The organism is Listeria valentina, from assembly GCF_011800755.1.
Lineage (GTDB): Bacteria > Bacillota > Bacilli > Lactobacillales > Listeriaceae > Listeria > Listeria valentina.
Map to the genome: position 1 here is coordinate 13,770 of NZ_JAATJW010000002.1, position 13,217 is coordinate 26,986.

The window sequence follows — 13,217 nt, forward strand, 5'->3', positions numbered from 1 at the left end:
ATAAAAAGTGCAAGAAAATGCCTAACATCATGATAATTGATGTTAGGCATTTTACTTATTTAACGTTTGTGAAAACTCGTTTGTCAAGCCAACCAATTGTTTTACCATCTAATTGGAATTGATAGTAGGTTGAGCGTGCTGTTTTCGCCTCACGAATAATTGTCACTTGCTTGTTTTGATAAACAGTCGCTTGATTAATCAGTTTTGTTCCAAGCGCTTTATAAGGCTCTGTCCAAGCAGCATTTCCAACTACATTTGTAACCGTTCCTGTTAAATGAACAGCTTTGTTATATTCGATATCATCATAAAGATCAAATGCACGTTGATCCATCCAACCGATCGTATTACCATTAATACTAAATTGGTAATACGTCCCACGATCAGTGACCGCTTTTTTTAGCAAACGCACTTGTTTATTTTGATAAACAGAAGCCGCATTTACACGGGTTGTCCCAACCACTTCATACGGTTTGCTCCAAGCAGCATGACCCGCGACAGTTGCCACTACTGCAGGGCGATTTACAGTAACTTCACTGTTAATCGTGCTGTAAAACTTAAATGCCTTTTTATCCAACCAACCAATTGTTTTACCATCGATTTGAACTTGGTAATAAGTGCCTCGAACCGTTTTGGCTTCGCGAAGTAACTTCACATCTTTCCCAGCATACGTAGAAGCACTTGTTACTAGTTTCGAACCAGTAGAGAAATAAGGTTCCGTCCAAAATGCATTTCCTGTTGGGTTGACAATTTTAGCATCTAAATTAACAGCTTTATTATATTGAACAGCATCATATAATTTAAATGCACGGGTATCTAGCCACCCAGTCGATTTGCCATTGACAGCAAAATGATAGTAAGTACCATGTTGTGTTTTACGTTTTTGATCAATCGTCACATCTTTGTTTTGATAATTCGACGCAGGTCCGATTTTTGTTAAACCTTGTAGTTTATAAGCGTTCGACCAAGCAGTGTGACCAGCAGTTTGACTAACTTGAGCTGATAAGTTTACCTTTTGATCACTAATAATGCTATCAAATTCGTAAACAGTAAATGCGCGCTTATCAAGCCAACCAACCACTTTATCATTGATGCTAAATTGATAATACGTCCCGTGAGCTGTTTTCGCTTCACGTTCAATTTTCACTTCTTTATTGGCATAACCATCTGCTCTTGCTACTTGCGTACGTCCATATACATTATACGGTTTTGTCCAGATCGTGTGTCCAGAAGTTGACGTGATCTTTGCTCTTGAAACAAAAGCTTTATTTGATGTTTCATTGTCATAGAAAGTAAGTGCCTTCCCATCGATCCATCCCACAGTGGTTCCATTTATTTTGAACTGATAATAAGTCCCACGCTTAGTAGTAGCTTTTCTCACAATTTGGATGTCTTTATTTTGATAGTTAGAAGCAGCACCAACAAGCGAAGTTCCTTTTACCTTATAAGGCTTCGTCCAAACCGCATTTCCACTTACATTTGTAACTTTAGCATAAGCCGAGTACGCCGATTCAGAAATAATCGAATCATACAATACATCATACTGATCAAGCTTATACGTTTCGACCAAGTTAATGAGTTTCGTAGCGTAGCCAGGGTCTGTCGCATAGCCAGCATTTTGAAGTTCTTGAGCAGCTACTTTATAGTTTGGCGCATCAAGTACTTTTTTGTACCTATTCTTATCCCATGAAACACCATTTACAAACAATAAGCTATGGTCATGAACCGATTGTTGCCAGTTCGCATATTTACGAAATTCAGCATTAATCGTAATCCATTTTCCATTGACATATTCAAGCGTTGGCATTAATACGTAGTTTCCATTATATCTGCCCTTCATTCCAAAAAGGTTATTCCCTTTTTTAGTCAGTTCAGATTTTCCCCAGCCTGATTCTAAAATCCCTTGCGCTAAGGTAATACTTGATAAGACACCGTACTTTTCTTGACTAGCTTGCGCAAGAGGTGCAAGCGTATTGATGAATGTCTGATTAGCATTTGTTGCCGCTATTGCAACATTTTCTTCTCCTAGAGGTGCGACAGCCGGAATCATTGTAAGACTGCTCGTCAAAATCAAGCCAGTCATGGCAATTTTCATTGCCTTTTTTTTCGTCATTTCTTTTAACCACTCCCTAATACTTGTGTTCTACTATTTATTGTATCAAATTGTACCAAGCGATTTTGTTACAATTCGGTGACATTGTAAAAATGAAACTTTCAGATTAGAACCATGCTAAATAACCTACATAAATAAAGAAACCGCCCTCCAAAAGAGCTAGTGATTTTTAATCATGCTTGTGAATATACTGCACAATTAGACGGTTTATGCTACAATAATGGCAGAGTTTTATTACATAGACTAACATTAAAAGCAAGGAGAATTTTTATGAAAATTTTAGCAAACAAAATTTATACCGATTCTGCTAAACAAGAGTGGACGATTTCTGTTCCTAAAGAAATCGTAATAGATGAATTTTTCGCCTTCTTTAAGAAAGAAAATGAAACCGAAGAAATCACTTATCCAGCTCTGAACTATAAACTTTTATTTCGCGAAGAAGAAAACCACTATCTTATCACCGTTCCGCATGAGCTAATCGCACAAAATTCGATCAGTGGAGCTACGACTTCTTGGCACTTTGGGGGAAAAGCAAAAGAACAGTTTGTTTCTATCCATACAGACGGGCCTTTGCAATTTAAGACCCTTCCACTACCCAAAGACTTGTACAATTACCGCTTTGAATTCCCAGAAGCCGTTCTTACACTCGTTGCTGAGCCCAAGAAATTTAGTGTTTCGCTAACAGACCTTGTGATGGATGAAGAAATGGCGAAATTCAAATTAAAAGTGGAGTCTGACTTTGAACTGAGCGAACTGGATGCAGAACTCATTTTTGCTCGTCGCGCTAACCCGCATCTTTATCTTTATTTTGAACAAGAGCAAGCCTTCCCGGTGACCGTTTCTTCAAAAGACGGGAAAATAGAATATTCGCTTCGCCTTGCTGACTTAGATACAGATTTTCTAGTGGACAATTCCAATAATATGGACGCCCTGCTTTGTTTTAAAAACGACTGGCATGTTTCAAAAAGAGAATTTGTCCAAGCTAGCCAAGCGCAGAAAAAGCAAATTGATAAGAAAATATTCTTAAAAGAAAAGCCATTTACTTCGCTAGATGCTTATGTAACGGGTTCTAATCGACTTTCTTTTTATTTCCGAAAAGAACTACAAAAAGAAGCACAGCTTGCCGAGTTTCAAGAAACGCCTGAAAGCTTTCAATTTCGCTTCTTTTTCAAGAATCACTTGGAAGCTCCTCGGCTCGTTTTCAAGCGGCGAAATAAGAAATTCCGCACTTCCGAGTATACGTTAAAAACCGAGTTTGCCATTAAGAAAAAATTTCAAAGTTATAGCCTAGATCTTTCTAAAGAACATCTTTATCCGCTTCAAACTTATCAACCAAACGAAGACTGGGATGCCTTTATTCGATCAGAAGGAATGCCTGATTTCCCATTATTCGTTCCGAATCAAGTCACATTAAAATCCGATTATCATTCGATTGATGGTGGAAAATACTTGGTGCTCCCGCAAAAAACAGCTTTGAATAACTTCAGCTTCCAGTTCCGCAAAGCTCCAAGCAAACTAGGAACTGCGAAAAAACTTGTTATATTGGGTTCCGTAAGTGAAGCTCCTTTCCGGACAGAGCCTTATTTCAACCCAGATGCGCATTCCTTTTTCGAAGTGGCTTTCGTCCAAAAAGATACTTCGTTCATCTCTCTTATGACCGAAAAATATCCGGCAAGAACCACGCTGTTTTCTTCCGCAGATTTTACTGGGATTGATCCAACTGATCGGGAGAATGCTGAACGAGATGCAGAAAAGAACTTCTTTTTAAAACTTCGCTTAGCTGAGCCTGATTACATTTTGCTAGATGCCTTCACGGATGTGACTCGCCCTGTTCTTTGGCTCAATCAGCATGCTGCACTTACGTATTCGAAAACAATCGAAGCAAGCCACTTAGCCGATAGAATCATGTTTGAGCGTTTGCTCACGCACGAAAATGCCGAAGCCTTTTTCGAAGAATGGCGAAAATATGCCAAGGAATTTCTAGAACAGTTAAAAGAATTTGTTCCAGAAGAGCGAATCATATTAAATAAAGGTGGAACCACACTGAATTATGTCGATGCAAATGGAAAAGTCGTTCCCTATAAGAATAAAATGGGGATTGAAATGAAACAATATTTCTGGGATCGCCTCAATAATTTTATTCTTTCAGTGATTCCAAATGCACGTGTGATTGATTTTGATGCTAAAAACTATACAGGTAGCAGTAAGAATCCACTTGGTCATTCTTACGCTACCTTTGAAGAAGCTTACTATAAAGACTTCCTCAAAGAAATGGTTTACCTATCTGAAACACCAAAACATTAAAAAAAGAATGGCCGCAAATTTGCGGCCATTCTTTTTTCGCTTAAAACAATCCAAGGAATGATTTTCCAAGTGAAATAAGCGTTCCAAATAGTCCCGTTCCAACGACCAGTCCAGCTAAAATGACTTTATCTAGCCCATTCAATTTGTACTTATCCAAATTTGGATTCGGGAAGCGTGATTTTGGCGGATTCTTCTGTTTCGCCTTTTTTTCTAGTTGATATTCTTTTTTAAAAGGTCTTGGTTGATTATTGAACCACTTAACAAACTCGTCGTATAAAACAGCCACTTCAGCAGACGGGCCTACTTCACGAACTTCTCCGTAGTGCATCCAAATAATCCGATCACACAAACTTTTCACTTGCCCGAGTGAGTGACTCACGAAAACGATCGTCTTCCCTCTTGCTTTAAATTCTTCAATTTTATCGACACACTTTTGGTAAAACGTTTGGTCCCCAACCGAGAGCGCTTCATCAATGACGAGAATATCTGGATCAATGTGCGCCGAAACGGCAAAACCTAAACGAGAACGCATCCCGCTAGAATAATTTTTCACGGGTTGATTGATAAAATCACCGATATCAGCAAAATCAATAATATCTGGAATTAGTCGTTCAATTTCACTATTTTTTAGTCCATGCATCAAGCATTTCAACCGAATGTTTTCAATTCCTGTTAGCGGCGCCTTAAAACCCACATTAATGGCAATAAGCGACGCTTCCCCGTTTACTTCTACTTCACCATCAGTAGCCGGAATAACACCAGAAATCAAATTGGAAATGGTGGATTTACCTGAACCATTGATTCCGATCAGTCCAACTGATTCTCCTTCATAAATTTTAAAGTTCACATCTTTTAGCGCCCAAAACGAATCAAATTGTTTTTTGGGTTGAAACAACGCTTTGATATGATCCGATTTATTTTGAAACAAATCAAATTGCTTGGAAACATGATTGAAAGCGATTTTTACTTTTTTACTCATCCGATACGTCTCCTTTTAAATAAAGTCTACAAATCTTTCACGGAATTTCATGTATAAGGTGGAACCGACAACCAAGAAGAAGCCAGTCAAACACCAGAAGTAAAGCGTATAAGATGGCATTTCAAAGAACCACTTGTTCATAAGGAACGAATCCCTAAAGCCATTTACGAGATACATGAATGGGTTAAGCTGCAAGAGATTTGCTGCCCAGCCCGGAAGAAGCGATGGAATATTCCAAACGATCCCCGTTAAGTAAAAGAGTACACGCATAACGCTTTGCAAAGCTAAATTGTAGTCACGGATTAGAATCGTAACCGTTGCATTGAAAAGTGAAAATGCGAATAAAAAGAAAATCATCGCGACAAAATAATAAATAAATTGGAACCAATAAATCGTAATTGGAGTTCCTTTTAACAAGAAAATGATTAGCATGATCACAAGCATAACTGCAAAACTCATTAAGTTGGACACAATCGTAATGCTTGGCAAAATGCTCATCGGAAAATTCATTTTAGAAACCATATTAATTTTATTAAAAATACTATTTGTTCCTTGAAGCACGACGCTATTGATAAAAAACCATGGTACAATCCCCGCAAGCATCCATTCAAGGAAGCTAACGTTTCCGGCAATCATCTGTGAACCACGGAACCCGTAGCCGAACACAAGAAAATAAATAGCAACTTGTATCAGTGGATTTAAAACTTCCCACAAAATCCCGAGATAGTGACTCTGGTAGCTTGCTCTGTCTTCATAACGTGCAATCCGGAACATCATAGGCGTATGTTTCACTTGTTCTTTTAAAACTTCAAACACTTGTTTCACAAAAACACTTCTTTCTGAGATTAGTCAAAACAAAGATCTTTAATTCATTGCTATAAGCATCTCTCCTTAACTGAACTTACCCGTTTCCGATGCTTTTGGTTTGTTAAATCACGTATGTCAATTCTTCCACTGCGTGCAAGTTACAAGATTTTGGGTAGTGCTTTTTACGAAAACACTACCCTATGTAAAGTTACCCTAAAAACATGATTTTGTAAAGCGTTATTCCAAACTTTCATTCAAAAAAACAGGCGCGAGGAACCCCTCGCACCTGCCTGTGTTACTCGCTTAAATTCGGCTAACTTCCATCAGTAGATCGCCAGATTCAATCGTATCTCCATCCGAAACGTAAATCGTGTTCACTTCCCCATCAAATGGTGCTTGAATCGTTGTTTCCATTTTCATTGCTTCTGTAATCAGAAGGGAATCACCTTTTTTCACGCGTTGGCCTTTTTTCGCCACTACTTGGATAACAGACCCAGTAAGTGTCGCACCCACGTGTTCTGGGTTCGTCGAGTCGATCTTACGTCTTGCGATCACCGTCGATTGAACGTTGAAGTCTTGGATATTAATCTCACGAGGCTGTCCATTTAATTCAAAGTAAATCACACGCGTTCCGTCTGCGATAGGTTCCCCGATAGAATTCAGCTTGATCAGTAAAATTTTTCCTTTCTCAAGCTCCACTTGAATCGTTTCCCCAAGTCGCATTCCTTTATAGAACGTTGGCGTATCAAGCACAGTCACGTCACCATATTTATTAATCATTTCTTGATAGTCAAGGAATACTTTGGGATAAAGAATGTACGCAAGAACGTCTTTCTCAGAAGGTTCATAGCCAATCTTCTCCTGTAATTCTTCCTTCACTGCCGCAAAATCAACAGGATCCATATTTGCTCCTGGACGATCGCTTAGCGGTTTTTGTCCTTTTAAAATAATTTTTTGCAGCTTCTCAGGGAATCCGCCATATGGCTGCCCGATTTCGCCTTTGAAGAATTCGATAACAGAATCAGGGAAATCAAGTGATTCGCCTTTTTCGTAAATCAAGTCTTCCGTCAAATCATTTTGGACCATGAAGAGTGCCATGTCACCTACTACTTTTGAAGAAGGTGTTACTTTGACAATATCTCCAAACATTCGGTTAACCGTCGTATACATTTGTTTGACTTCATCCCAGCGGTCACCAAGACCAACTGCTTTGGCTTGTTGCTGCAAGTTCGTATACTGTCCGCCCGGCATTTCATGAATATAAACTTCTGTTTGCGGCGAATTGAGCGCATTATCAAAGTCTTTATAGTACTTCCGAACATCTTCCCAGTAGTGGTTGATGATCTGCGAGTTATGCGCATCTAAATTCGTTTGACGTTTCCCATTTTCAAGACCATAGTAAAGCCCTGTCATACTTGGCTGACTCGTTGCCCCACTCATGGCACTGGATGCCACATCTACAATATCTACGCCCGCACTAACAGCAGCGGCATACGTATAAATGCCGTTTCCGCTCGTATCATGAGTATGCAAATGGATGGGCACATCTACCGTATCTTTCAGTTCATTAATCAAACGATAAGCTGCTTGTGGTTTCAGTAAGCCTGCCATATCCTTAATGCCTAGAATATGTGTTCCTTGCGCCACTAACTCTTTCGCCATGTCTTTATAGTAATCAATTGTATATTTTGTCCGAGTTTCATCGTCAATATCCCCTGTGTAACAAATTGCAGCTTCTACCATCTTGCCAGAATCACGAACAGCTTCAATCGAAACTTCCATGCCTTTAATCCAGTTCAAGCTGTCAAACACGCGGAACACATCAATCCCAGAATCCGCTGAAAGCTTCACAAATTCGCGAATCACATTATCCGGATAGTTTTTATAGCCAACCGCATTTGCCCCGCGAAGAAGCATCTGGAACATCACATTTGGAATTTGCTTCCGAAGCGTTTCAAGTCGAACCCATGGATCTTCATTCAAGAACCGATAAGCCACATCAAAAGTGGCCCCGCCCCACATTTCAAACGAAAACATGTTAGGTAGCAAATGCGCCATCGCATCGGCAATTCGGAAGATATCTTTGGAACGAACGCGCGTTGCAAGCAAGGACTGATGCGCATCCCGAAGTGTCGTATCTGTCAGTAGCACTTCATTTTGCTGTTTGACCCAATCGACCACACCAGCTGGTCCTTTTGCATCCAAAATTTGTTTCGTTCCATCTGGAATTGGCTCGTTATAAGGAATTTTTGGCACACGTGGTTCACCAGAAACAGGTTTTTCTTCTTGCTTAATGCCCGGGAAGCCATTTACAGTCACATTACTGATATAACGCAACGTTTTCGTTCCACGGTCACGTACATGTGGGAATTTGAAAAGTTCCGGTGTTGAATCAATAAAGGACGTATTATAATTTCCGCTAATAAAATCCGGATGACGTACTACATTTAATAAGAATGGTACGTTTGTTTTCACACCACGAATCCGGAATTCAATCAAGTTCCGAACCATTTTACGAACGGATTGTTCAAAAGTCATTCCCCATGTGGAAAGTTTTACAAGTAGCGAATCATAAAATGGCGTTACAACTGTTCCTTGGAAGCCATTCCCAGCGTCAAGACGCACGCCAAATCCACCTGTTGAACGATAAGTATTAATTCGCCCTGTATCCGGCATGAAATTGTTAAGCGGATCTTCAGTTGTAATCCGGCACTGAATCGCAGAACCATTAATCCTAATTTCTTCTTGTTTAGGAATTGCAACAAGTTGATCGTGCATGGAATAGCCATCCGCAATATAAAGCTGACTTTGCACAATATCAATTCCTGTGATCATTTCTGTAATTGTATGTTCCACTTGAACTCGTGGGTTTACTTCGATGAAATAGAAATCTTCTCCTTCAACTAGGAATTCGACTGTCCCGGCATTCAAGTAAGAAACATTTTTCATCAATTTAACGGCTGCATCACAAATTCTGCCGCGAAGTTCAGATGTAATAGCGTTACATGGTGCAACTTCCACTACTTTTTGATGACGACGTTGAACTGAGCAATCCCGTTCAAACAAGTGAACAATGTTCCCATGTGAATCCCCTAAAATTTGCACTTCAATATGCTTTGGATTCATCACGCATTTTTCCACATACACTTCATCATTTCCAAAAGCAGCTTTTGCTTCAGAAGACGCCCGATTAAAGGCTTCTTCTACATTTTCTTCTGCTTCGACAACGCGCATGCCACGTCCGCCACCACCAAGGGAAGCTTTAATCATTAGTGGGTACCCATTTTGTTTCCCAAATTGAATGACTTCTTCAATACCAGAAACAGGGCCGTCGCTCCCTGGAATAACTGGAATATCTGCTAAAAGTGCTTGTTCTTTGGCTTTAATCTTATCGCCAAACATATCTAAGTGTTTCGATTTTGGTCCAACAAAAATGATGCCTTCTTCTTCGCATCGTTTTGCAAATTCAATATTCTCCGAAAGAAAACCATATCCAGGATGAATCGCATCAACAGAAGCTTCTTTGGCAATCTCTATAATGTTTTCAATATCCAAATAAGCATCAATCGGTTTTTTTCCTTCCCCGACTAAATAAGCTTCATCCGCTTTATATCTGTGGAAAGCTGCAGTATCTTCTTGTGAGTAAATTGCTACTGTCTTGATTTTGAGTTCAGTGCAAGCACGCAAAACCCGAATGGCAATCTCACCACGGTTTGCAACAAGCACTTTTTTAATTTGATTCATACTTTTCCTCCTAACCAACACTCCGCCTTTTTAAGCGTATAAGCCAAAACACCCGAAAGAGTTTTCAGTGGCTTTGCTTTTTTAAATTTGCGTATCTTCTGCTTATTTCGTTCTCTCGAAAAACGCCAGCAATAGGATGTAAGATATACTCCTAATTATAGTATTAAAAGGTACTAAAAGTAAATTGTTTTCTTCTGACATTAGAAAATCCCTTCAAAAAACACATACATTCTAACCTATACACTTGTTAAACATTCGGAAAAAAAGAAAACACTTTTTCACTAAAAAAAGTGTTTTCTTTGGCTATTTCTGCTTGCCATATTTCCGCTTATAGTTAGAAAGCATCCCCACGTTAAGTACAATTCCCATCAAAATCGAAAGCACCATGAGAGATGAACCTCCGTAACTGATAAATGGAAGGGTAACCCCCGTAATCGGAATCGTCCCAGAAGCTCCACCTAAATTGATAAAAGCTTGGATTCCGATCAATCCAGCTGTCCCGTAGCAAATTAACGCGCCAAATGGGTTGTCTGTGCGAAGTCCAGTGACAATGGTTTTAAAGATAATGAAAAACAAACCGAGAAGCACAAACAATACGCCAAAAACGCCTAATTCTTCAGCGATCACCGCAATGATAAAATCGGTATGGGCTTCTGGTAGATAACCAAGCTTTTGAACACTTTGTCCGAGCCCTTGGCCAAAGAAGCCACCAGAACCGATCGCGTAGTAAGAGTTTACAAGTTGATGCCCAGTTGTCCCCTGGTCGCGAAACGGATTCATAAAACCAGTAAAACGACCAAGCCGTGTCGGGGAAATAATTTGTGACTGGATGTGATCTGGTAAAAGTAAGACGATGATCGTTAATACGACTAAAATACCAACACCCAGTCCAATTAATTTCAGCATGCTTTTAAGCCGCATTCCCGAACACAAAATTATACAACAACCTGTAAGGAAAATGATCATTGCCGTGCCAAGATCGGGCTGTATCGCAATTAAAAAGCAAACAAACGCTAGGAAAAAGACAGGTGGTAATACCCCTTTGTTAAAATCATCTATGTAACTTTGTTTTTTAGCATAGATTGCGGCCAAATAAATAATTACCGAGATTTTCACAAATTCACCTGGTTGAAGAGAAGCTGCTCCTAAGCGAAACCAACTTTGAGCGTTGTTCGCGGCATGTCCTACAAAAAAGATCATCAGTAAAAGAAAGACCGATCCAAACATCATAGGAATCAAAAACTTATTTTTTTGAAAAACATGATACGGAAAAAGAGCAAATCCAATAAAGAAAATCAGACTGATAATCAAATTTTTCACTTGACGCACATAATAAAAATCAGCCGGCAATTCATGACGATAAGCAAGTGACCAACTTGCACTATACACCATGACAAGACCGAACAAACAAAGTAAAATATAAACAACAATTAGTGAATAGTCATATGACTTTAAGATTCTTTTTAACATATCCCTCTTCCAATCCTAGCTGTTCCTGCAAAGCCTATTTTTTTCATTATAATGAAAAAAACGTCTCATGAAAAGCAATCTCCTCTAAATAAAGTATTTTGATAATAAAAAAGCGTCCGCAAAAAACGCAGACCCTTTTTTGGTTAATGTTTATTCATCGAGAGTTCATGTAAAGTTGATAACTCTTTTTCAAGCGTTGCTAAAAGTTTCTTGCCTTCTTCTGCTTCGAGCAATCCTAAACGAATGGCAAAATTAATTTCCCGTGACAAACCGTACATTTGCGTATCTAACACTTCTTCATACGCTGGGCACTGCGGCAATGTTAAATTATCCATCTGAACTTTAATCAGCTGTAATATCCGCTTGGCATCTTCTTTTAGTAACTCCACCGCCTGATCTCGATGATTCGTTTGATCCATCACAGATAACCCCCTGTCGTACGCGATAAACGCTTAATCTACTTTTTCTCTATCTAAAAGTATAGCATAAAAAAAACAGTCTGCAAATGCTTTCCATTCATAAATTCTTCCTTTTCCCCCTTTTTCAAAACATGTTATAATAAAGTTATCGAGGTGATAAGAATGAAAGCAACTTGTATTTTATGTGGAACTGTTAATGAACTAGATGATCGCGATTTCAAAACAAAGCGATTAAGAAATAAACCTATTCGGTTATATTTATGCCCAGAGTGTGATCATCGCATCGCCATAAAAACCATGGAACGTATCAATTCTGGAAAATTCCGATTCAATAAATCATTTACAAAACCTTTTAGCCAACTAAAACGCGAAGTTGAGGCTAAAGAAAAAGAAAATGCGGAATAAAAAAAGAAGCTTGAAACGAAGAAGCGGATGATAGGAAATGAATTTCCTTGTCGCTTTTTTCGTTCCAAGCTTTTTATTATTGAACTTTAAATACTGCGATTTCATCGTCGCCTTTTACAGCTTTATTATCCATTTTACTTGGATTTGGAACTGCTAGACGAGGATTTGATTTCAAGTCTTCAAATTTAGCTTCATCTAAAATATAAGTGACGAAACCTTCCGCTGTTTTTCCTGGTGAAAAGACATAAGGATCACTTGTGCTTCCTTTAATCTTGTATTTTGCAGGGACAAAATTGTCTAAACTTCCTCCAGTAACCGAAGTATTTCCAGCTAAACTAATTTGTTCAGGCTTATAAGTTAAATTCTGATTGGTTTGATTGAAAATCGAGAAATCAATCGTTACAACATAGCCACCTTTTTGAATAGAACTTTCAGGTGAATACTGGTTGATTTCTTTTGTTGGATTTTCTACTTTCTCTACCTTATATTGATTGACACGAATCGTAAGCGAACCAAAGTCTTTAATGAATGTTGGCGCGTAACTACCGTAAACTGTTGTTACCTTGCCTCCTGTGATAGGTTCTACATTCGAAACACTAAAAGCACTTTTTGAAATCTGAGGAGCAGCAATCGTTGGTTTTGCGGTAGTTTTGTTTTCGCTCTTAGATTCATTTGTGTTCGTTGATTCTTTAGATTTATTCGCATCATTTGTCACTTTTGTATCATTATTTTCAGACGAAGAATCATCGGCCTTTTCCTCATTAGATTTAGCCGTATTCGATTGTTCTTCATCACCTTTTTCTTTTGTCTTCTTATCCTTTTTCTCAGCTTTTTGTTCCTGTTTCTTCTCATCGTTTTTCTCTTTGTCAGCAGATTTATCGGAACCACAAGCTACAACAAAAAGGGCAACCATCAAAATCATAATGGCACTTAACCACTTTTTCATCGCACACACTCCTTCCTGATACTTTCACTATAA

9 protein-coding genes are annotated in these 13,217 nt (G+C 38.8%); 2 read left to right on the forward strand and 7 right to left on the reverse strand.

Annotated features, from left to right (window positions below; translation table 11 throughout):
* Window positions 1–55: 55 nt before the first annotated feature.
* Entirely contained in the window at window positions 56–2,110 is a 2,055-nt protein-coding gene (locus tag HCK02_RS00660) for a GW domain-containing glycosaminoglycan-binding protein (RefSeq protein WP_167628127.1), read from the reverse strand.
* A 270-nt stretch (window positions 2,111–2,380) separates the two neighbouring features.
* On the opposite strand from HCK02_RS00660, the gene HCK02_RS00665 reads away from it, so the two are divergent.
* On the forward strand, window positions 2,381–4,414 hold the full coding sequence (locus HCK02_RS00665; protein ID WP_167628129.1) for a DUF6270 domain-containing protein: 2,034 nt from the start codon (window positions 2,381–2,383) through the stop codon (window positions 4,412–4,414).
* A 40-nt stretch (window positions 4,415–4,454) separates the two neighbouring features.
* On the opposite strand, the gene HCK02_RS00670 is transcribed toward HCK02_RS00665, so the two are convergent.
* The 5 genes from HCK02_RS00670 to HCK02_RS00690 form a co-directional block, all read right to left on the reverse strand.
* Entirely contained in the window at window positions 4,455–5,393 is a 939-nt protein-coding gene (locus HCK02_RS00670; protein WP_167628131.1) for an ABC transporter ATP-binding protein, read from the reverse strand.
* A 15-nt stretch (window positions 5,394–5,408) separates the two neighbouring features.
* Complete coding sequence (locus HCK02_RS00675) at window positions 5,409–6,218, reverse strand: ABC transporter permease (protein WP_115752204.1); 810 nt, start codon at window positions 6,216–6,218, stop codon at window positions 5,409–5,411.
* Window positions 6,219–6,503: 285 nt separating this feature from the next.
* Window positions 6,504–9,944 (reverse strand): pyruvate carboxylase, encoded by a 3,441-nt coding sequence (gene pyc / locus HCK02_RS00680; RefSeq protein ID WP_167628133.1) that lies wholly within the window; start codon window positions 9,942–9,944, stop codon window positions 6,504–6,506.
* 303 nt (window positions 9,945–10,247) lie between these two features.
* A complete protein-coding gene (locus tag HCK02_RS00685; RefSeq protein WP_167628135.1) occupies window positions 10,248–11,414 on the reverse strand; it encodes an FtsW/RodA/SpoVE family cell cycle protein in 1,167 nt (388 codons plus the stop codon).
* 143 nt (window positions 11,415–11,557) lie between these two features.
* Window positions 11,558–11,833: an Fpa/YlaN family protein gene (locus HCK02_RS00690; RefSeq protein ID WP_167628137.1), complete on the reverse strand. Its 276-nt coding sequence runs from the start codon at window positions 11,831–11,833 to the stop codon at window positions 11,558–11,560.
* A gap of 162 nt (window positions 11,834–11,995) precedes the next feature.
* Here HCK02_RS00690 and HCK02_RS00695 point away from each other — a divergent pair, with 162 nt between their 5' ends.
* On the forward strand, window positions 11,996–12,238 hold the full coding sequence (locus HCK02_RS00695) for a YlaI family protein (RefSeq protein WP_167628139.1): 243 nt from the start codon (window positions 11,996–11,998) through the stop codon (window positions 12,236–12,238).
* A 76-nt stretch (window positions 12,239–12,314) separates the two neighbouring features.
* On the opposite strand, the gene HCK02_RS00700 is transcribed toward HCK02_RS00695, so the two are convergent.
* Window positions 12,315–13,184, reverse strand: coding sequence for a DUF5068 domain-containing protein (locus HCK02_RS00700; protein ID WP_167628141.1), 870 nt, complete (start codon window positions 13,182–13,184; stop codon window positions 12,315–12,317).
* Window positions 13,185–13,217: the final 33 nt, after the last annotated feature.